Consider the following 19433-nt stretch of genomic DNA (forward strand, 5'->3'; position numbering starts at 1 on the left):
CGATGCCAACGAGGTGGACCGACAGTACACCGACGCCCACGGAGCCTCCATCGTCGGCTTCGCCTTCACCCTCATGCTCGACTTCAAGCTCATGCCCAGGCTGAAGAACATCGGCTCCGCGAAGCTGTACCGTCCGGCCGCCGGGGAGGACGACACCAGCCCTCACCTCGCGCCGGTACCGTCCACCAAGACGATCAACTGGGACCTGATCCGTCACGGCGGCCCCAAGCAACCCACCTGCCAGGCGATCGAGGAGCTGGGCCGGGCTGTGCGCACAGCGTTCGTCTGCGTCCGCGAACAGGGACCTCTTCTACGGCAAGGACGGCGACCTGGCCGGACAGGACAAGGAGTCCCAACTGACCGCCCGCGGCCCCGTCGTGCCCCTCGCCGCGCACCCCCGAGGGCGAACCGGCTGCCGCCCCGGCGTGACGGGCTGACTCAGCCGGTGCCGTGGACGACGGTGGCGTTCCGCACGATCGTCATCTTGTGGGGGACCGGGCTCCCCCGCGACGGAAACTCGGATGCGGGTGCCGCACGGCCACTCTAGGCTGCGCTCGCGCGGGGAGGGCGAGGCGCCGTATCGACCGTCAGTGGATCGGAGATGCACGGGGTATGACCAGTCAACTGTTCGCGATCTGCTTCAATGCGACCCGGCCCGCGGGCCTGGCGCGGTTCTGGTCCGGGGTCCTGGGCTGGGAGTTGGCCGACGGTCCGGACGACGACGTCGCGATCCTGCCCCCTGATACCGCCGGATTCCGCATCCGCTTCCTGCCGAGCCAGGAGCCGAAGATCGGTCAGAATCGCGCGCACTTCGACCTGACGAGCACCTCCCCGGAGGATCAGCTCCAGACGGTGGCCAGGGCACTGGAGTTGGGGGGGAAACACATCGATGTGGGTCAACTCCCGGAAGAGGGGCATGTGGTGCTCGCCGATCCAGACGGCAACGAGTTCTGCGTCATCGAGGCGGGCAACAAGTTTCTCGCCGACACCGGCTTCATCGGAGCGCTGGCCTGCGACGGTACGCAGGAGGTCGGTTACTTCTGGAGCGAGGCGCTGCGGTGGCCGCTGGTCTGGGACCAGGAGCAGGAGACCGCGATTCAATCGTCGAACGGCGGTACGAAGATCACGTGGGGTGGTCCTCCGGTGGCGCCGAAGACGGGCACGAACAGGCTGTACTTCGAGCTGGCGCTCCTCGCCGAAGCCGACTGGGAGGCGGAGGTGGACCGCCTGATCTCGCTCGGTGCGACGCGCACCGGCACCGGCGAGGACGGCGGTGGCCGGACGCTGATGCTCGACCCTGACGGCAACGAGTTCTCCGTACAGAGGCCCCGGTAGCGGGGCTGTTGTCGGGTGGGCTGTGTTTCCTAGGTGTTCGCCTGTGAAACGCCGTCACCCGGCGGACGCGTCCGGGGTGAACCGTGTTTCAAGAGTTGTTGCGAACGGCTCGACGGTTTGAAACCACGCATGAAACCGTCGGAGCTTGTGAGCGACGACTTCAAGCGCGTGGAATGGCACGACTGTCCGATGTCCACCTGTGCCGCCCCCGCGGGCTCGCCGTGCCGCACCGGCAAGGGCCAGGTGGCCATCCAGTACCACGCCGCCCGCTTTCGCCTCGTGCCCCAACTCGCCAAGCCCCTCAACGTGCCGACCTCCGCTGTGCGCAAGCCCGCGACCGTCATGCGGATGCTCCGCGAGCACGGCGAGCAGACAGCGGCCGCCTCGGCGGCGCAGCCGAGCTGTACAACCGCAGCCCCGAGCGTTGTGCAGGGCTGCACACCACCTGGCCGTAGCTGTACGAGAACAGGGCAGTATCTGGTGACAGACTCAGCGTCCTTCCTGCTCGAACGTTTGCACGCGGCCGACCTGACCGACGTCGTCGCGGTCGAGCCGGCCACTGGAGGCCTCGCGGCAACCGCGGGGCTCGCGCGCCGCGGTGACGGCACGTCGGTGTTCGTCAAGGCGTTCGGCGAGCCGCCGTCGGACGACGCCTTCGCCGCGGAGGCCGAAGGGCTCACCGTGCTGCGCGAGGCGGGCGGGGTCGCCACGCCCGAGATCATCCTCGCGGACCGCGACCTGCTCGTACTGTCCGTGCTGCAGCCCCGGCCTGGTACCGAGGGCTTCTGGGAGCAGCTCGCGCATGCACTCGCCCACCTGCACACCACCACGCGCCACCCCCGGTTCGGGTGGCACCGGGACAATTGGCTGGGCCGTCGCCGGCAGGTCAACACCTGGGAAGACGACGGGTTCGAGTTCTTCGCCCAGCACCGTCTGCTGCGCTGGCTCGGCGAACGTCGCGTCCAGGAGGCGCTCGACGCCGCGGACCGGGCGGCGCTGGAGCGGCTGTGCGACCGGCTGCCCGAGCTGCTGCCGGTCAGGGCCGCGTGCCTGACGCACGGCGACCTGTGGGCGCTGAACGTCATGGCCACCCTCGACGGGCGGCCCGCGGTGATCGACCCGGCCGTGTCGTACACGTGGGCCGAGGTCGACCTGGCCCACCTGTGGACGACGGCGCCACCGCCCGAGGCGTCCGTGTTCTTCGAGCTGTACGCCGAGCTGACCGGACTCGAGCGCGACTGGCGCGACCGGATGCCGATCCTCCAGCTACGCCAGCACCTGGCCGTGATCGCCCAGTTCGACCCCGACTGGGGCGCCGCCGACCTCGTGCGCGCCACGCTCGCCCCGTTCCGGCAGCGGCCCTGAGCTCGGCTCAGAAGATCACTGCCTTCGGGCCGCTGTGAGGGAGCCATGGCCGTCACATACTTGTAGCGCTGTCCGTCGCGCAGGAGGACCCGGAGGACATGGACGCGGTGGCGAGCGCGAGCAAGCACGGCTTGGATGCGGTGCTTGTCCCGCTCCGTCTCACCTCGCCCTGCTCGTGCGTCGGCACGAAGCCGGAACGGGCCGTGGACGGGTCGGGTGGGTGTTGTCCGGGCTCCGGGTCACTCGCGTCTGCCGGCGCGGTCGGCGGTGAGGCGGGCCTCGAAGCCGTCGAGGAGGGACTGAAGGCCGAACGCGAAGGTGTCGTCGGGCGCTGCGGCGTACTGCGTGGCGGACGTGGTGTCGAGGCGTTCGCGCAGGCGCGGGAACTGCATGGCGATCTCGGTGGCGCGTGTCATGGCGTCGGCCATCAGTTGCTCGGCGTCTGCGCCGCTCTTGCTCAGGCGGCGGTTCAGCGAGACCTGTGCGGCGGGACCGAGTGTGCTGCCGAGCACGAAGGTGAGCACGGTGGCGGCCGCGCGGTCCGCGTCGTCCGCGGCGAAGCCCGCCCTTTCGTAGATGGCGAGGCTGAGGTCGTTGTGCCGGGCCTGGCCGGGTCCGTACAGGAGGTGGCTGCCGAACGCCTGGCCGAGCCACGGGTGCCGGGTGAGCATCGCGTGCATGCCGACGGCGTGGGCGGTGGCGGCCGTGCGCCAGTCGGTGGCGTCGAGATCTGGCAGGTCGACCTCGTGCCAGATCGCGTCGCTGGCGAGTCGGACCAGGTCGTCCTTGGTCTTGATGTGCCAGTAGACGGCCGTGGCGGCCGAGCCGAGGCGTTTCGCCAGGCTCCGCATGTTGAGGCCGTCCAGTCCCTCGTCGTCGAGCAGCTCGATGGCCGCACGGACGATCCGGTCTGCGGTCAGTGTGTCTCGCGGCATGGCAAGCATCTTACTTGAACTTAGTTCATGTCACGTCTTGCACTTTGTTCGAGCGCTGACCTACGCTCCTTCTCGTACTTAGTTCAAGCATCCGGAGGGGGATCGCATGTCGCAGGACAAGCTGTCGGAGTTCGTCAAGGCGCAGGCCACGGAGCTCGGCGTGCCCGGTGTCGCCGTCGGAGTGCTCCTGGACGGCCAGGAGATCCACGTCTCGCACGGCGTGACGAGCCTCAGCAACCCGCTGCCGGTCGACGAGAAGACACTGTTCCCGCTGGCATCGGTGTCCAAGACCTTCACGGCGACCGCGCTGATGCGCCTGGTCGCCGAGGGAAAGGTGGACCTGGACGCGCCGGTGCGGCGCTACGTGCCCGAACTGAAGCTCGCCGACGAACAGGCCGCGGCGCAGATCACCGTCCTGAACCTGCTCAACCACACCGCAGGCCTGGACTGGAACCTAATCGACGACGGCGAGGGAGACCGCTCCCTGGCCGGGCTCGTGGCGAAGCTGCCCGAGTTGCCGCTGATCGCACCGCCCGGGGCCCGCGCCTCGTACAGCCAGGCCGGATACAACCTGGCAGGGCGGATCATCGAGAAGGTCACGGGCCTGCCCTTCGAGCAGGCCATGGCCTCGCTCGTCCTGGAACCGGTGGGCCTGTCGGACACCGTGTACGGACTGGCCGAGGTGATGGTCCGCAAGTTCGCCGTGGGCTACAACCGCGGTGACGACGGCGAACTGCGAGCCGCCCGGCCCTGGGGAGCGTTCAAGGAGGGCGCGCGCGGCGACAACCCCGGCGGCGGCCTCGCCTCCTCGGCGAGCGATCTGCTGCGCTGGGCACGGTTCCAACTCGGCGACGGCGAGAGCGTGTTGCGCACCGCGGAGCTGCACCGCATGCGGGAGCAGACAGTCGAGCTGCGCGCCAGCACGCTCGGCGACGGCTTCGGCATCTGCTGGTTCCTGCGCGACCTGGACGGCCTCCACAGCATCGGCCACGGCGGCTCGGGCAACGGCCAGTTCGCCGAGCTGCTCATCGTGCCCGAGCGCAACTTCGCGGTGGTCTCCCTGGCCAACGTCGGCCCGGACGGCTACCCCTTCAACCAGTCCGTCGTACGGTGGGCGCTCGAGCACTACCTCGGCGTCGTCGAGAAGGCGGTGGAGCCGATCCCGTACGACGAGGCACAGGCCCAACAGGTCGTCGGCCGCTACGAGATCGACGCCATGAACCTCGACCTCGCCACCGACGGCACCCGTCTCACCCTGGCGGTCGGGATCAAGCCGGAGATCCGCGAGGCATCGGACGAGGAAATGCCCCCGGACTACCCGGCCGCGGCCATCGGCTTCCTTCCTGACGGCGACGAGTACATCGTCACCGAAGGTGGCCTCGAGGGGCAGCGCGGCTACTTCTCCCGCGACGACAACGGAACGGTCACAGGCGTCGACCTCGCCGGCCGGCTCTTCAACCGGGTTGCGCAAGCATCCTGATCCAAGCGGGCAGGGGCGGTCCCGAGCGGCCGCCCCTGCCGGCAACCCGGACCGACACGGACACGACCCGTCGCCGCAACAACGGTCGGGTGACCGGTGGCCCGGTGTCGGCGGATCAGCTTCCTGGTGGCAGTCCGCAAGGAGCCGCAAAGAGACGACCCGGTCCCCCGGACGGCGGCCCCCGACTTGCCCGACACGGCCCGCGCGCCCACGCTGGCCGTGTCGGCATGGTGCCCCAGGGAGGGAACGTGACGGTCGGCGAGCAGGACGGGCCGGGACGCAGGCAGGTCCTCAAGGCGTGCGCCGGGATCGGCGCGGGCGCCGCCGCTCTGGCCGCCTGCGAGCGGGCACCGGCCCGGGACACCGGCCCGCCCCGCGCGGAGGCGGAACGCGACCGCCCCGGCACCAGGGACTGGCGACTGCGCTCGCAGGGGCCCCCGGACGCCGTGGCCGGGTACACCGACCGCGTGAGCGTCACGCCCGGCGAGGAGGTCGGCCTCCACGTGTCGACGACGGCCCCCGCCTTCCGCGTCTCGGCCTTCCGCGTCGGCTGGTACGGCGGGACGCAGGCCCGGCGGGTGTGGTCCTCGCCGCGGATACCCGGGCGGGTCCAGCCGGCCGCGCGCCTCCTGCCGGACACCCGCACCATGCTCACGGACTGGCAGCGCACTATGAGCGTCGACACGACCGGCTGGCCCGAGGGCGCCTACCTGCTGCGTCTCGACGCGGACAACGGCCACCAGCGCTACGTGCCGCTGATCGTGCGCTCCACGCGCACCGCGGGCCGCACCGTCCTGATGCACGCCCCGGCCACCTGGCAGGCGTACAACCGCTGGGGCGGCTACAGCCTCTACGCCGGCGAGTCGGGCGCCTACGCCGACCGGTCGCTCGCGGTCAGCTTCGACCGGCCCTACGACGACAGCGGCGCGGAGAAGTTCCTGGTGTACGAGCGGGCCGCGGTGGTGCTGGCCGAACGGCTCGGGATCCCGCTCGCCTACACCACGGGCACGGACGTGGACCGCGACCCGACGATCCTGACGGGCGCGAGCGCCATAATCTGCCTGGGGCACGACGAGTACTGGACCCCCAGGCAGCGCGAGCACGTCACGCGCGCCCGGGACGCCGGCACCAACATCGCCGTCCTCGGCGCCAACACCTGCTTCCGCCGGGTCCGCCTGGAGCCGGGTGACACGGCGGCCGACCGCACGGTGGTCTGCTACAAGACCGCCTACCGCACCGACCCCAGCTACCCGGCCCACCCCGCAATGGTCACCACCGACTTCCGGCAGGCCCCGGGCGCCGATCCCGAGTCGTCGCTGACCGGCGTGCTCTACGAGGGCTACCCGGTAGACGCCCCGTACGTCGTGCACGCCGCGGACCACTGGCTGCACGAGGGCACCGGGGTCCGGCAGGGGGAGGGCTTCGACCACCTGGTCGGCGTCGAGTACGACCGCGTCACCCCCAGCGAACCCACCCCCGCGGCGCTGGAGATCACCGCCCACTCGCCGCTGGTGTGCACGGGACGGCGCAGCCACAGCGACTCGGCCTACTACACCGTCCCCGGCGGCGCGGGCGTCTTCGCGACCGGCACCATGCGCTGGGTGGAGGCTCTGATGGCCGGCACCCCCGACGCGGGCCGCGACCACGGCATGGATGCCAGGACCGCCGCGTTCGTCACCCGCACCACGGAGAACCTGCTGCACGCCTTCGCCGCGGGTCCGGCCGCCCGCCACCGCCCGGCGCCCCGCCCGAACGCGCACCAGGTGTACACCATCTGAGCGGGCGGGGCAGACGCTCACCGGTCCAGCAGCCCCAGCCACGCCAGATGCGCCGCGCGCCACCCGGGGACACGGCCGCCCGGGGTGCGGCGCGGCTGCCCTGCCCGACCAGCCGTGCAAGTGCCCCTGCGGGACTGGTGGCCCGCGGCTACGTCAGCGGGCGGCGTGTTCCTCGGGGAGGAATCGGCGGAGGTATCGGAGGGCCTCGGCTTCGCTCGGCTCGGTGGCACGCAGGCCTACGTATCCGTCCGGCCGGATGACGAGCAGGGTGTCGCCGTCGATGCTGTAGTCCTGGCGGGCGTGGCCTTCGCCGTCGGTGAAGTGGGAGGTACTCGGTACGGTCGTGGGCGATGCTGCCGGGCACAGAGTGAAGGACTTCAGACAGTAGGGGAAGCGTCGGGCGAGGGCGTCCGCGACCTTCGAGCTCCGAGGTCCGAAGGCGAGCGCACTTGTGTGGGTCCCACGGAAGAGGTCGAAGAGCCGTACTGCCGCCCCGTCCGGCCCACACAGCAGCGAGTCGGGCGCGCGGTCGCCTGCCTGAACGAACACGTGCTCGCCCCGGAGGGATCCGTTGAGCTCACTGACGGGGTAGTGCACCTTGAGCTGCAGTGTGTCGGAGCCTTGTCCCTCGCCTGGTACGACTCCCTTGACGCGTCCGGCGATGAGCTCGGAGGAGAGGTTCAGGACGTCGGCGGCGATCGGGAGTCGCTCCTGCTCGTAGGTGTCGAGCAGCGCCTCAGGGGCACCGTGCAGGACGTGCGCTATTTTCCAGCCGAGGTTGTAGGCGTCCTGGATGCCGGTGTTCATGCCCAGACCGCCTGCCGGCGAGTGGACATGGGCGGAATCGCCCGCCAGGAACACCCGTTCCGCACGGTAGCGGTCCACCATCCGCACGTTGAAGCGCCAGACGGACTGCCATACGACACGGCGTATGCGGATGTCGGCGCGCCCGCTGCGTTCCTCGACCAGCGCCTGGATCTCCTTGAGCGGCAGTTCTCCCGCGGTGTCGGCAGCCACACCGACCTGCAACTGGAACGTGTCGGTCGCCGCGAGCGGGCACAGGGCCAGCAGTCTTCCGTCAGCGCTGGGCCACCAGTGCCAAAAGTCGCGGTCGAGACCGCTCAACTCGACATCGGCGGTCAGCATCCGGACCGTCTCGTCGGTCTGCCCCAGGAATCCGATCTCCAGCAACCTGCGTACCGTGCTGGACGCCCCATCGCAGCCAATGGCATAAGAGAACGAGTCGCTCTCGGACCCGCTCGCGGTCCGCAGGGAGGCCTGCACGCGGTCGCCCTCCTGCTTCAGGCCGAACAGTTCCGACCCGTACTCGACCATCACACCCAGTTCGCCCAGCCGTTCACGCAAGACCTCCTCCACGCGCCACTGGGGAAGCAGTACGGTCCGGGGATAAGGGGTGGAGGCCGTGGGTTCCGGGGCGCCGGGGACCACGTCACTCGTTCCCAGAACCACCCGCCCCCGGTACTTCCTGATGGCCAGTCGGGCACGGCTCGTAGCCAGAATGCGCCCAGCGAGCCCCAGATCGTCGAAGACCTCGATGCTGCGAGGTTGCAGTCCCTTCCCGCGAGAGCCCGAGGAAGGACCACCAGATTTGTCGACAAGACGGACCTCCACACCTCGGCGCGCCAGCTCGACTGCGGCGACCAGCCCGACCGGGCCGGCTCCCACGACGAGCACCCGCCCTGCAGAACTCGTCCTGCGCACACCTGCCACGCCACCGTTGACCTCGCCCATTGGGCCAACCTTCCGATAAGGGGGAAATGTGAAAGGGAGCCTACTCTCGACACCTTTCATGGAAGCACCTGACCTGCCACCAAGGCGGGTAGGCAACGGTTCCCGTCCAGCGCACATCCATCTGCAGATACGTGTGCCTGGCGATCTCGAACCACTCACCACCAACATGCGTGGCGGCACGGCATCAGGAATGGGACCAGATCTCCCCTTGCCACACAGTCGGCGGCACCGGCCACCGCCACATCGCCCGTCCGGGCGCGCTGAGGAATCGACCGCGGCCAACCGGGCAACGCTGCCGCGTACCCCTATTACGGCGTAATAAGGGTACAAATATGGAGAGTTCAGCCTGATCTTGCAAGGAACCCTGACGCTTCAGACCCGGGAGGAATTGCATCGTGAGCCGGGCGGCGCGGAGCGGTCGCCGACTCGGCCCCCGTTATGAGCGTCATTCCCGCAATTACCCGGCCCTGCTCGGTCTGGCCGCTGCCCTGTGCTGGTGCTGGTACAGGAGGCTCGTCCGCCCTACGGTGACCGGAGCTGCTGCCGTGAGAGAGCGGCCGTGGTCCGGGTGTCGTGGAGGGCGGCGAGGGCGGCGGCGAGTCGGGCTCGGCTGGTGACGTTGAAGCGTGAGTAGATCCGGTAGAGGCGGGCTGCGACCCTGCCGGGGGAAATGGACAGGCGGCGGCCGATCTCGTGGTTGCTCAGCCCCTGTGCCGCGAGTACCGCTATCTGCATTTCCTGTGCGGACAGTTGTTCACCAGTGGTGCGGCGGCGGCCGCTGGACTCGCAGACGGCGCGCCGCCCCTCCTCCCGGTCGGCCGGCGTCCGTGGGCCGGTGTCCGTACCTGCCGCGCGGTCCGCGGCCGTGTCCCGCCCTGTACACCCGGCACCGTCATCCACGGCGCCGGGGAAGAGGGTCACGCCGTCGGCGGTGATCGGCTCGTCGGCAACCAGCGCCGGCCGACGCGGCTTCTCCACTTGGCCTGGCCCCGCCAGGGCCGGGCGCAAGCGGGCCGCAGTGCTCTGCTCAATCCCCTGGGTAGGCTCCATGCCTCGCATCGCCTCACGTCTCACCGGTCACGTGACCCTCATCGTCGCGGGGCCCACGTACACGAACATCCGGCGGCTTCACGGAGATTTACGTGACCGACCCCGGCGCTCCCCTGCCCTCGCGGTCACACCCAGACGACGAGCGGGGGTTCACCGGCGACCTGCTGGTCGTGGGGCGACGGCAAGGTCGGCCTCGGTGTATGCGAAGTGGACCGCAATCCGGTTTGAGTACCCTTGTGGGCATGCATTCGGGCTCTTCGGGAACTCTGGTGGGGCGTCAGCGCCACATGGCCCTGATCTCTTCGGCGATGGAGGATCTCGTCAAGGGACGCGGCGGTGTCGTGCTGGTGCAGGGGGAGCCCGGGATCGGGAAGAGCGCGCTGCTGGCGGCGGGTCTGGCCGACGCCGTGGACAAGGGTCTCGACGTGGGTCAGGGCGTCTGTGACGAACTCGGTCAGCGCCTGCCCCTCGCCGTTCTGCAGCAGGCCCTTGCCGGCCTGCCGGGCAGGCGGCGGGCCGACGCCGGAGCGGAGGCGGCCCGCCCGGCGTCCGACGATGTGCGCAGCCACCACAACGTCGGGGTCGTCACCGGTGATCCGGTGACCGCCGCCGCCGAGGAGCTGTTGGTGCTCGTCGACCGTTTGTGCGCCGCGCACCCTCTCGTCCTGGCCCTCGACGATCTGCAGTGGGCCGACGAGGCGACCCTGCTGGTGTGGCGCCGGCTGTGCCGCACCGCGGCCCAGCGGCCCCTGCTCCTCATCGGCGCCTGTCGTCCGGTCCCCCAGCGGCCCGAACTGGACCTGCTGCGTCGGGACATACGCGACCACGCCGGAACCACTCTCACCCTGGTTCGTCTGTCGGACGCCGAAGTGGCCGAGCTGGCCGGCCGGATCGCCGGACGGACGGCCGGTCCCCGGCTGCTCGACCGACTGGGACTGGCGACGGGCAACCCCCTGTACATACGCGAGATCATGGATGCTCTTACGCGTGCGGGCGCCCTGGAGGACAACGGTCGGGAGACAGAGCTCGGACCCGAGGCCCAGGCCGGCGACGGCACCCACGGCAGGTGGACCGAATTCGGTCAGATGTCCTTGTCCGAGGCGATCGCCGACCGGCTGGCCTTTCTTTCGGCCGGGACACGGGACATGCTGCGCACCGCCGCCCTGCTCGGGCCCGCCTTCCCGCTCACCGACCTCACAGTGCTGCTCGGCCGGCCGGCGGCGGCACTGACCGCACCCGTGCAGGAGGCTCTGGCCGCCGGCGTGCTCGAACCGGCCGACGGGCACCGGCTGCGGTTCCGGCACGGCCTGCTCAAACAGGCCCTCTACGGGTCGGTGCCCGCGGCACTGCGGATCGCGCTGTACCGGGACGCCGCCCAGGCCCTCATCGCCCGAGGGGCCTCGGTGGAACGTGTCGCCGAGTTGCTGCTGTCGGCGGGCGATGCGGCGGACGGCTGGGAGGTCGACTGGCTGGTGGACAATGCCGCGGCCCTCACGCGCCGTGCTCCGGCCGTCGCGGCCACCCTCCTCGAACGCTCCGTCGCGCACACGCCGGACGACGACGCGCGCACCCTGGAGCTGTTGGACCACCTCGCCTCCGCGGCCTTCCTCGCCTGCCACTACGAACAGGCGGGGCGAGTCGCACGACAGGTTCTGGACCACCACAGTGACCCTGAGCAAGGAGGGCGGGCGGCTTGGATCCTGGGCTACACCTTGGCGCGCACCGCGCTGGTGGAGGAGGCGATCGCCATCGTCCAGAAGGTGGCGGCACACCTGGAGCCGGACACGAGGTGGCACGCGCGTCTGCGCGCCTTCGTCGCCATGACCCTGATGACTCTGGGCAGGAACGACGAAGCGGCCGCGGAAGCCGCTGCCGTCCTGGTCGTCGGCACGCGTCTGTCGGACGCCATGGCGACGGGCTACGCCCTGCACACCCTGGCGATGACGCGGTTCGTCCGTCAGGACGTCGAGGGCGCCCTCGACTGCCTCGTGCGCGGCATCGCGCTGACCGGTTCCGACCCCGAACTGCTCGATCTGCGCTTGCTGATGCAGACCAATCAGATCGCCATGCTGCTGAACATGGACCGCTTCCCTCAGGCCCGGGAGGTCCTCGCCGGCGCGCGGTCACTGGCGGAGCGGACGGGCACTCCGCGTCTGGGGGTCGTGCGTGCTGCACGCCGGTGACATCGCTTTCCACACCGGGCGCTGGGACGACGCGCTGACCGAGCTCGACACGATATCCGACCCGGACCACCATCCCACGTACTATCCTTCGCTCCCGGTCATCGCCCACAGCATCGCGGCCGCCGTCGCCGCGCACCGCGACGAACAGGCGGTCGCGCGCCGCCATCTGCGCGCGGTGGAGGAGATGCCCGAAGTCCACTTCAAGACGGTCAATCTCGCCTACTGGTTCGAGGCGCGCGCCATGGTCGCCGAGCGGATGAACGGTCTCGCGTCGGCTGTCGGCGGACTGAAGGACGTCCTCGACCCTTCCTACGACGTGATGGACGACCGGGTGAGGGTGCTTCCGCTGCTGGTGCGGCTCGCTCTTGCGGTGGGCGACCGCGAGACGGCTGAGCGCGCCACCTCCTGTGCCGAGGCGGAGGAGGCCAGGAGCCGGCTGCCGCGGGTGAGGGCGGCCCGCATGTGGTGCCAGGGACTGCTGCGTTCGGACCCGGAGCTGGTGTCCGCCGCCGTGGGTCACTACCGCACGGTGGGTCGTCTGGTCGAGATGGCCCAGGCCCTGGAGGACGCCGCGGACCTGCTGGCCGGCGCCGGACAGGCCGGCCCGGCCCGGGAGGCGCTGAACGACGCGATGCTGACCTGCACCGCGCTCGGCGCCGTGTGGGACTCCCGTCGTGCCGCGGCACGGTTGCGCGCCCGTGGTGTGCGGCTCGGGGTGCGCGGTGCCCGGGGTCGCCCCCGCACCGGATGGGATGCACTGACCGACACGGAAGTGAAGATCGCCGGACTGGTCGCCACCGGCCTGTCCAACCCCGACATCGCCGACGCCCTCGTCCTGTCCCGGCGCACCGTCGAGACCCACGTATCCCACGTCCTGGCCAAGCTGGGGGTCACGTCACGGCGCGAGGTGGCCGGGGTGGCCGCAGCGCACCGCTCCTGAGGCCGCCCTTCGACGGTGCGGATACGTGTCTGCGGGGTTGCCGGCAGGGGTAACTGTTCATCGCGCGGTGAGGGCCACGGCCCGGGTATTCGTCAACATGCCCGATCCGGTCTCCGCACAGAAGGGAACGGTAGATGTGACCCGTGACCGTCCTGCCGTAGAGGACAGTCGGGAGCATGAGCAGTGCCGTACGAGCCGAGTCGACGAACCCGGTTGTTCACGGCCGAGCAGTTGGCCCAGGGGCTTGTGCGGCATGCCCGGCAACGGGCGGTCGTCAGGTGGCTGTTGGCCACGAGCGCAGCAGGGCTGCGATCTTCGAGGTCGTGCAGGCAGGGTCGCGCAGTAGGTCGCGCAGGGCGATCGCATCGTCGCGGGTGGGCTTGAGCGGGATGCCGGAGGCCTCGAGGTACATGACGCCGGTCGCCGCGGCCACGGCCATGTTGGAGCGTTCCAGCCAGCGGCAGCGGCCGAGGATGTGGACGAGAGCGGCGGCGCGGGCGTAGGGACCGTCGTAGACCGGCTGCTCGAGGAGTTCCGCCCGGTGGGCGGCGACGGCGGCTACCGGGATGCCGTAGTCGTCGGGAGCGGGGTCGCGAGCGCCGGCGATCTCGGCGACCTGCAGGATCCAGGGAACGTCGATGTGCAGGTCCATCAGGCGGCGTGGGCTCCGGGGGCGGTGTCCGCGTCTTCGGCCTCGTCGAAGAGTGCCTGGTGTTCGTCGAGGAAGCGGCGTGCGGCGTCCAGGCCTCGGGCGCGCAGGCCGTCCACGTCTTCCCTGACCAGGTGGGCGATGTAGTCGCCGAGACTCAGGCCGTGGTCCTTGGCCCGGGCCTTGGCGAGTTCGACCACTTCGTTGTCGACACGGGCTCCGAGTTGTGTCTTTGCCATGTCGGCCATGGTAACAGCTGTTACCGCTCCATGGGGGTCCTGGGTCCCCAAAGGCTCCCTCAAGGCCAGGACCGCGCCACTCGCTCTGGAGGAGCTCGCCGATCGGGGTCCGCAGCCTCGGCGGGGGCGGGCAATGACGCGTTGAGTGCGCTGCGCGGTCACGACCTGTCGGACCCCGATCAGACGCATGCGGTCCGGCTGCCGGGAGCACCACAGAGTTTCCGACAGCCAGGACACACGTCCCGGACGGTGCCGCCCGGGCCTCGGTCCGGTCGCGACGTATCCGTCCAATGACTTACACACGTGGGTGGCGTCGGCGGCGGGCACGGGAGCAACCGGCAGTCAAACGACGGACGCCCTCTGCGGCACACGTAGCAAGACTGAGGAACGTCCAGTTGATACGTCCCGCACGACACACGCACATGTTGACGGACCGTTCCGCCTTGCATGTCGTCCTCAGGACTCTCTCCTTGTACGAATGTTGATCATTGCCAACCAAAGAGAACGAAGGACACAAATGACCAGTACATGGTTGATCACCGGCGCGTCCCGAGGCTTCGGGCGCGCCCTGGCGGAAGCGGTTCTGGAGTCCGGATACCAGCTGGTGGCGACCGCCCGGCGTCCGGAGCAGCTGGCGGACCTGGTCTCCCGCTACGGCGACCGGGTGCGGACGGTGGCCCTGGACGTCACCGACACCGCCGCGGCCCAGGACGCGGTGCGGGCTGCCGTCGACGCCTTCGGCCGTCTGGACGTGGTCGTGAACAACGCCGGCTACGCCAACAGCGGTCCCATCGAGGAGATGGCGGAGGACGACTTCCGCGCCCAGTTCGAGGCGAACTTCTTCGGGGTCGTCAACGTCACCCGGGCCGCCCTCCCGGTGCTGCGCGAGCAGCGCTCGGGGGCGTTCCTGCAGTTCTCATCACTCGGCGGCCGGGTGGGCGGCACCCCGGGCATGGGCGCCTACCAGAGCGCGAAGTTCGCCGTGGAGGGCTTCTCCGAGGTCCTGGCGAACGAGGTCGCCCCGTTCGGGGTCAAGGTCGTCATCGTCGAGCCGGGCGCCTTCCGGACGGACTGGCAGGGCTCGTCGATGGAACTGCACGCCGTGGGTACCGACTACGTGGACACTGTCGGCGCCATGAACAAGTACCGGGCGGAGAACAACGGAACCCAGCCCGGCGATCCGGTCCGCGCCGCCAAGGTCCTCATCGACGTCGTCAACGACGACGACCCGCCGCGCCGGCTCCTGCTCGGCGCCCAGGCCGTGACCATGGCCCTGGAGGCGGGCGAGGCACGGGCCACGGAAACGAGGAAGTGGGCCGAGGCCAGCGCCGCGGCCGACTTCCCGGCCGGCGAGTAGGCGCACCGGACGGCCGTACCCCTACGCGCCGCGACGTCTCCCCCGCCTTCCTCTCTCACCCACACACCTATCGCACCCCATTTGAAGGAGATCACTCCATGTCTCGCAAGACCTGGCTCATCACCGGCGCTTCCAGCGGACTGGGCAAGGCCCTGGCCGAACACGTCCTGGCACACGGGGACAATGTGGTGGCGACGGCCAGCTCGACACAGGCCACCACCGAACTGGCCGCGCGCTATCCGGAGACGGCGCTGGCGGTCAAGCTCGACGTCACCGACGCCGAGGACCGTGTCGCGGCCGTGCGCGCCACGGAGGAGCGCTTCGGTGGCATCGACATCCTCGTCAACAACGCCGCGATCGACTTCGTCGGCGCTCTGGAGGAGCAGGAGGAGAGCGACTACCGCAGGCTCTTCGAGGTCAACTTCTTCGGCGCGGTGGCCCTCACCCGGGTGGTGCTGCCCGGTATGCGCGGCCGGCGCAGCGGCACCATCGTCAACGTCTCTTCCATGGACGGCCTGGCGAGTCTGCCCGCCAACGGCTACTACTCCGCGAGCAAGTTCGCGCTGGAGGGCTTCACCGAGGCCCTGTGGCAGGAGATCGAGCCCATCGGCCTGCACGCGATGATCATCCAGCCCGGTTCCTTCCGCACCGGCATCGAGAACCGGACGAAGGTGTCCGGTGAGGCCATCGCGGACTACGCCGATACGGCCGGTGCCTTCCGCGCGATGATGAGCAGTCTCACCCCGGAGATGTTCCCCGGTGACCCCGAGCGCGCAGCCGAGGCGATCCACCAGGCCGTCAACGCCCCGCAACCGGCCCACTGGGTCGTCCTGGGCAGCGACGCCCAGCGGCGCATCGGCGTGAAGCTCGACCAGCTGCGGGCCGCGTTCGAGGCCGGCAGGGAGCTGGCGTTCAGCACAGACTTCCCGGGCGCCGCCGAGAACGCGGTGCTCTGACTCCCGCGGGCTGTCACCGCGTCCGCCGGCACGAGGGTGGATCCCCTTTTTCGTGGGTTACCGGGTAGCCAATGGCCTCCCGTCCCGTCCGTGCCGCGTGCCGGAAGCGCGGAACTCCCGACAACACCACCCGGAGCCCTGCCCGTCTCGCACGTGCAGGGCTGCGGGCGCAGGTGGACGGCATCGCCGTCACCGCGCCCGACGACGCGCGGCGACGGCGATCCTGACTTCCGGTCATCTCGGCTTCGCGCTCTCCACCCACATGTCTGCTCCCGGGTGGTGCTCGTGCTGGTCACGCTGTTCTCGCTGGGCGTACGTGGCCTGGGCCAAGCAGCCCGAGGGCATGGAGGAGGGCCAGTCGGGCGACGTCAGCGAGGCCGGCCCGGCGCTGTGCTTCGTGCTGTGCTTCGTGCTGTGCCTCACCATCGTCGCCTACGGCGTCCACCTGATCGTGGCCAAGTGACAACCCTGAGCCACGTCCTGCCGATCCACGGGCGGACGTTCCTTCCCGTAGGCATGCGACGCCCCCTGCCCCAGGCGCACCGGCGCCGGGGGCAGGGGGCGTCGTGTCAGCGGCCGGTGGCCAGGTTGGCGCCGCCGGTGCAGTCGAGCACCACACCGGTGATGAAGCCGTTGGCGGCCAGCATATGGACGGCCCGGGCCACGTCCTCGGGCCGTCCGACCCGGCCGACCGGCGTGGTGGCGGCAAGCCCGTCGAACAGTGCCTGGCGCTGCTCGGCCGGAACACGGTCCCACCACGGGGTGTCGATGACGCCGGGCGAGACGGCGTTGATCCGCAGCGGCGCCAGTTCGACCGCCAGCGGCGGAACCATCGCCTCCAGCGCGCCATTGAGCGCGGCCAGTCCCGCAGTGCCCGGGAAGGCTGCGCGGGCGGAGGAGGCAGTTATCAGCGTCACCGATCCGTCCTGGCGCAGGTGCGGCAGCGCGGTCTGAACGATGCGGACCTGCGGCCAGAACTTGGCGTCGAAGCCGACCGCCAGGTCCTTCAAGTCCAGCTGGGCGAAGGGGCCGGCGCCCGCAGCGCCGGTGACCCCGACCACAAGGTGATCGATGGTGCCGGACTGGGCGAAGAAGGTGTCGATGGCGCCCTGATCAGCTGCGTCCATCCGGTGGCCGACGGTCTTGCCGCCGATCCGGGCCACTGCCGCATCCAGTCGGTCCTGGTTGCGGCCGGTGACGACGACCTCGGCTCCATCCGCCACGAAGGCCGTGGCCGCGGCCTCACCGATACCGGAGCTGCCGCCCATCACGACGACACGCTGCCCTGCGAACACGGACGCTGTGCTGCTCGACACGCTCATGGTGCTGATCCCAGCTTTCTGTAGGTATGTCTGTGCAGCTCTCTTGACGAGACTGCTGGTCTCGACAACAGTTTGTATCGAGACTTGTAGTCTCGTCAAGGAAGGATGGGAGTAGCGCCCACAGGGTGCGCGAAGAAAGAGGCATGGACGTGACACAACCGCGCGCGGAACGGCCGCACACCGGACGGCGCCGCAACGAGGCCGCACACCGGGCCATCCTGGACTCCGCCCTGAGGCTGCTCAGCGAGTCCGACGGCACACCGGTCACCATCGACGCCATCGCCCGCACCGCAGGCGTCGGGAAACAGACCGTCTACCGGTGGTGGCCCTCCAAGGGCGCAGTCCTCCTCGACGCCCTCGTCGACCAGGCCGGACAGGTCGTGCCCGACCCCGACACCGGCTCGCTGCGCGAAGACCTCCGGGCCTTCATCACCGCCACTTTCGACGGCGCCCAGAGCACTCCCAGCGCTCCCGCCCTGCGCACCCTGGTACGCGAAGCCGCCCACGACGTTCACCTCGCCGAGACGATGCGCACCTTCATCGCCACGCGCCGCGCCACCCTCCGGGACCTGCTGACCCGCGGCCGCGACAGCGGCGAACTCCCCGACGACGCCGACCTGGACCTGATCGTCGACCAGATCTACGGCGTCTTCTGGTACCGCTTCCTCCTCGGCCACGCCCCCCTGGACCACGCTGCCGCCGACCGCCTCACCGATTCCCTGCTCGGGGACCGAAACGCGGGGATGCCGCAACCGGGTCGCGCTCCCAGATATGGGCAGTCCTGAGACACCATCAACTCCCGTCGAGCGGCCTATGACAGGTCGACGGAAGGCTTTGATAGGGGTCAGCCGCTACGTCGTGGTCATACGCAGCGAAGGGTGCCACGAGCACCCTCCACGCCGTCGAGACGATCCACGAGTACCTCAGCCACTTCCCACAGCCATGCCTGATCTGGTGAATTCCGTGCGAAATCAGCTAGGTTGCCACCACCTCACCCGACGTCCACATGGGAGCGGCAGCGATGAGCCAGCAGCAGAAGACCTTCCGCGCCATCGAGGTCGGCGACGGCAGCGACGGGCGATGGGCCACCCATGCACAGTCCTTGTGGCCGCTTACGGCGGGGTGGATGACCGAGGAGGGCCGGACCTCAGAGGGCGCGGACCGTGCCCGGAAGTTGTTCGAGGCACACATGCCGGAGCTGGTCCCGGTGCTCGACCGGCTCGCCGGTCAACTCGACCGCCCCGAAGGGGACACCTTCCTCACTCTCGCAACCGTGCGACCGTTCTTCTCGGGCTGCACCCAGATCGGCGGCAACGGCATCCTGCTGCGCAACTACGACTTCAGCCCCGACGACTGCGAGGGCACCATCGTCTCGTCCCACTTCCTGCGCCCGGTGATCGGGATGCAGGATGCGGCCTGGGGCTTGCTGGACGGAATGAACGATGCCGGGCTCGCGGTCTCGCTCACCTTCGGCGGGCGATTCGTCCACGGCCCCGGCTTCGCCATCCTCATCGTGCTGCGCTACCTGCTGGAAACGTGTGACTCCGTCGACGAGGCAATCGGCAAGCTGCAGTCCATACCGATCGCCATCCCGCAGAACGTCACCCTTGTCGACTCCGAGAAGGCGGTGACGGTGTTCGTGGGTCCGGACATCCCTCTGGCCGAGGCACCGGACGCCTGCGCTGCCAACCACCAGCACCTGCCGGTGCCTGACGAACAGGAGCAGTTTTCCCGGACCCAGGAGCGACTGAGCGCCATTCGTGCAGTGGGCACGGACGTGGCGGCGATGCTGAAGCCGCCGCTGTATCAATCCGGGTACGACGAGGGATTGGGAACGGTCTACACCGCCCATTACCAGCCCTCCGAGGGCCGGGTGACCTACTACTGGCCTGGCGAGTCTTGGGAACATTCCTTCGATGACTTCGTTCCGGGGTTCCGCACCGTGACCATCGGTCAAGCCGCCTCCCGCTCCCGCTGACCGACCTGGCGCGCGCTCTGGACGACTGGCTGGCCGGCGGCCGGACCCCGGTGGGGGTGCCACGTCGGCACCGGGCCCGCTCCCGGGCGCGGGGCCACGGTGAGCCGGTGCGCC

At 69.8% G+C, this 19433-nt stretch carries 18 protein-coding genes; 12 read left to right on the top strand and 6 right to left on the bottom strand.

The window, feature by feature from the left end:
- Positions 1–13: 13 nt before the first annotated feature.
- The 3 genes from IEZ19_RS22215 (at position 14) to IEZ19_RS22225 (ending at position 2700) form a co-directional block, all read left to right on the top strand.
- On the top strand, positions 14–547 hold the full coding sequence (locus IEZ19_RS22215; protein WP_189312999.1) for a Tn3 family transposase: 534 nt from the start codon (positions 14–16) through the stop codon (positions 545–547).
- Positions 548–612: 65 nt separating this feature from the next.
- Positions 613–1335, top strand: coding sequence for a VOC family protein (locus IEZ19_RS22220; RefSeq protein ID WP_189313001.1), 723 nt, complete (start codon positions 613–615; stop codon positions 1333–1335).
- Between the two features lie 147 nt (positions 1336–1482).
- The gene (locus IEZ19_RS22225) at positions 1483–2700 is read left to right on the top strand and encodes a fructosamine kinase family protein (RefSeq protein ID WP_229840573.1); all 1218 of its coding nucleotides are present in this window, start codon (positions 1483–1485) and stop codon (positions 2698–2700) included.
- Between the two features lie 239 nt (positions 2701–2939).
- On the opposite strand, the gene IEZ19_RS22230 is transcribed toward IEZ19_RS22225, so the two are convergent.
- Positions 2940–3635, bottom strand: coding sequence for a TetR/AcrR family transcriptional regulator C-terminal domain-containing protein (locus IEZ19_RS22230; RefSeq protein WP_189313003.1), 696 nt, complete (start codon positions 3633–3635; stop codon positions 2940–2942).
- Between the two features lie 106 nt (positions 3636–3741).
- Between IEZ19_RS22230 and IEZ19_RS22235 the strand changes: the two genes are divergently transcribed.
- Both IEZ19_RS22235 and IEZ19_RS22240 read left to right on the top strand, forming a co-directional pair.
- The gene (locus tag IEZ19_RS22235) at positions 3742–5115 is read left to right on the top strand and encodes a serine hydrolase domain-containing protein (protein ID WP_189313005.1); all 1374 of its coding nucleotides are present in this window, start codon (positions 3742–3744) and stop codon (positions 5113–5115) included.
- A 227-nt stretch (positions 5116–5342) separates the two neighbouring features.
- On the top strand, positions 5343–6893 hold the full coding sequence (locus IEZ19_RS22240) for a N,N-dimethylformamidase beta subunit family domain-containing protein (protein WP_373297030.1): 1551 nt from the start codon (positions 5343–5345) through the stop codon (positions 6891–6893).
- 153 nt (positions 6894–7046) lie between these two features.
- Here IEZ19_RS22240 and IEZ19_RS22245 read toward each other — a convergent pair whose 3' ends face one another.
- Together IEZ19_RS22245 and IEZ19_RS52615 are read right to left on the bottom strand one after the other, a co-directional pair.
- Positions 7047–8813 carry an FAD-dependent oxidoreductase gene (locus IEZ19_RS22245; RefSeq protein ID WP_308428989.1) on the bottom strand — a complete coding sequence of 589 codons (1767 nt, stop codon included), beginning with the start codon at positions 8811–8813 and terminating at the stop codon, positions 7047–7049.
- 354 nt (positions 8814–9167) lie between these two features.
- Positions 9168–9623, bottom strand: coding sequence for a response regulator transcription factor (locus IEZ19_RS52615; RefSeq protein WP_373297031.1), 456 nt, complete (start codon positions 9621–9623; stop codon positions 9168–9170).
- A gap of 314 nt (positions 9624–9937) precedes the next feature.
- Between IEZ19_RS52615 and IEZ19_RS22255 the strand changes: the two genes are divergently transcribed.
- Complete coding sequence (locus IEZ19_RS22255; RefSeq protein WP_189313011.1) at positions 9938–11878, top strand: ATP-binding protein; 1941 nt, start codon at positions 9938–9940, stop codon at positions 11876–11878.
- Complete coding sequence (locus IEZ19_RS22260) at positions 11862–12818, top strand: helix-turn-helix transcriptional regulator (protein ID WP_189313013.1); 957 nt, start codon at positions 11862–11864, stop codon at positions 12816–12818. Before IEZ19_RS22255 ends, IEZ19_RS22260 begins: the two co-directional genes overlap by 17 nt.
- Before the next feature lie 274 nt (positions 12819–13092).
- Here the strand turns inward: IEZ19_RS22260 and IEZ19_RS22265 are convergent, their stop codons facing one another.
- Both IEZ19_RS22265 and IEZ19_RS22270 read right to left on the bottom strand, forming a co-directional pair.
- Positions 13093–13470 carry a fic family toxin-antitoxin system, toxin component gene (locus tag IEZ19_RS22265; protein WP_189313015.1) on the bottom strand — a complete coding sequence of 126 codons (378 nt, stop codon included), beginning with the start codon at positions 13468–13470 and terminating at the stop codon, positions 13093–13095.
- Positions 13470–13706, bottom strand: coding sequence for a hypothetical protein (locus tag IEZ19_RS22270; protein WP_189313017.1), 237 nt, complete (start codon positions 13704–13706; stop codon positions 13470–13472). The genes IEZ19_RS22265 and IEZ19_RS22270 overlap by 1 nt, the downstream gene beginning before the upstream one ends.
- A 517-nt stretch (positions 13707–14223) precedes the next feature.
- Here IEZ19_RS22270 and IEZ19_RS22275 point away from each other — a divergent pair.
- The 3 genes from IEZ19_RS22275 (at position 14224) to IEZ19_RS22285 (ending at position 16482) form a co-directional block, all read left to right on the top strand.
- Positions 14224–15063 carry an oxidoreductase gene (locus IEZ19_RS22275; protein WP_189313023.1) on the top strand — a complete coding sequence of 280 codons (840 nt, stop codon included), beginning with the start codon at positions 14224–14226 and terminating at the stop codon, positions 15061–15063.
- A gap of 98 nt (positions 15064–15161) precedes the next feature.
- On the top strand, positions 15162–16019 hold the full coding sequence (locus tag IEZ19_RS22280) for an SDR family NAD(P)-dependent oxidoreductase (RefSeq protein WP_189313030.1): 858 nt from the start codon (positions 15162–15164) through the stop codon (positions 16017–16019).
- A gap of 316 nt (positions 16020–16335) precedes the next feature.
- Positions 16336–16482, top strand: a complete 147-nt coding sequence (locus IEZ19_RS22285; RefSeq protein ID WP_189313032.1) for a hypothetical protein — start codon at positions 16336–16338, stop codon at positions 16480–16482.
- A 106-nt stretch (positions 16483–16588) separates the two neighbouring features.
- On the opposite strand, the gene IEZ19_RS22290 is transcribed toward IEZ19_RS22285, so the two are convergent.
- Positions 16589–17341: an SDR family oxidoreductase gene (locus IEZ19_RS22290; protein WP_189313034.1), complete on the bottom strand. Its 753-nt coding sequence runs from the start codon at positions 17339–17341 to the stop codon at positions 16589–16591.
- A gap of 143 nt (positions 17342–17484) precedes the next feature.
- On the opposite strand from IEZ19_RS22290, the gene IEZ19_RS22295 reads away from it, so the two are divergent.
- The gene (locus tag IEZ19_RS22295) at positions 17485–18126 is read left to right on the top strand and encodes a TetR/AcrR family transcriptional regulator (RefSeq protein ID WP_189313035.1); all 642 of its coding nucleotides are present in this window, start codon (positions 17485–17487) and stop codon (positions 18124–18126) included.
- A gap of 341 nt (positions 18127–18467) precedes the next feature.
- Complete coding sequence (locus IEZ19_RS22300; protein ID WP_229840577.1) at positions 18468–19319, top strand: C45 family autoproteolytic acyltransferase/hydrolase; 852 nt, start codon at positions 18468–18470, stop codon at positions 19317–19319.
- Positions 19320–19433: the final 114 nt, after the last annotated feature.

Origin of the sequence: Streptomyces brasiliensis, from assembly GCF_014647875.1 — a bacterium.
Classification (GTDB): domain Bacteria; phylum Actinomycetota; class Actinomycetes; order Streptomycetales; family Streptomycetaceae; genus Streptomyces; species Streptomyces brasiliensis.

Excerpts from the sequence above, each read along its gene's own strand:
- IEZ19_RS22265 (WP_189313015.1), bottom strand. The coding sequence starts at position 13,470 with ATGGACCTGCACATCGACGTTCCCTGGATCCTGCAGGTCGCCGAGATC.
- IEZ19_RS22295 (WP_189313035.1), top strand. The coding sequence starts at position 17,485 with ATGGACGTGACACAACCGCGCGCGGAACGGCCGCACACCGGACGGCGC.
- IEZ19_RS22290 (WP_189313034.1), bottom strand. The coding sequence starts at position 17,341 with ATGAGCGTGTCGAGCAGCACAGCGTCCGTGTTCGCAGGGCAGCGTGTC.
- IEZ19_RS22240 (WP_373297030.1), top strand. The coding sequence starts at position 5,343 with ATGGTGCCCCAGGGAGGGAACGTGACGGTCGGCGAGCAGGACGGGCCG.
- IEZ19_RS22235 (WP_189313005.1), top strand. The coding sequence starts at position 3,742 with ATGTCGCAGGACAAGCTGTCGGAGTTCGTCAAGGCGCAGGCCACGGAG.
- IEZ19_RS22245 (WP_308428989.1), bottom strand. The coding sequence starts at position 8,813 with ATGTTGGTGGTGAGTGGTTCGAGATCGCCAGGCACACGTATCTGCAGA.
- IEZ19_RS22300 (WP_229840577.1), top strand. The coding sequence starts at position 18,468 with ATGACCGAGGAGGGCCGGACCTCAGAGGGCGCGGACCGTGCCCGGAAG.
- IEZ19_RS22220 (WP_189313001.1), top strand. The coding sequence starts at position 613 with ATGACCAGTCAACTGTTCGCGATCTGCTTCAATGCGACCCGGCCCGCG.
- IEZ19_RS22280 (WP_189313030.1), top strand. The coding sequence starts at position 15,162 with ATGTCTCGCAAGACCTGGCTCATCACCGGCGCTTCCAGCGGACTGGGC.
- IEZ19_RS22275 (WP_189313023.1), top strand. The coding sequence starts at position 14,224 with ATGACCAGTACATGGTTGATCACCGGCGCGTCCCGAGGCTTCGGGCGC.
- IEZ19_RS22270 (WP_189313017.1), bottom strand. The coding sequence starts at position 13,706 with ATGGCAAAGACACAACTCGGAGCCCGTGTCGACAACGAAGTGGTCGAA.
- IEZ19_RS22255 (WP_189313011.1), top strand. The coding sequence starts at position 9,938 with ATGCATTCGGGCTCTTCGGGAACTCTGGTGGGGCGTCAGCGCCACATG.
- IEZ19_RS22230 (WP_189313003.1), bottom strand. The coding sequence starts at position 3,635 with ATGCCGCGAGACACACTGACCGCAGACCGGATCGTCCGTGCGGCCATC.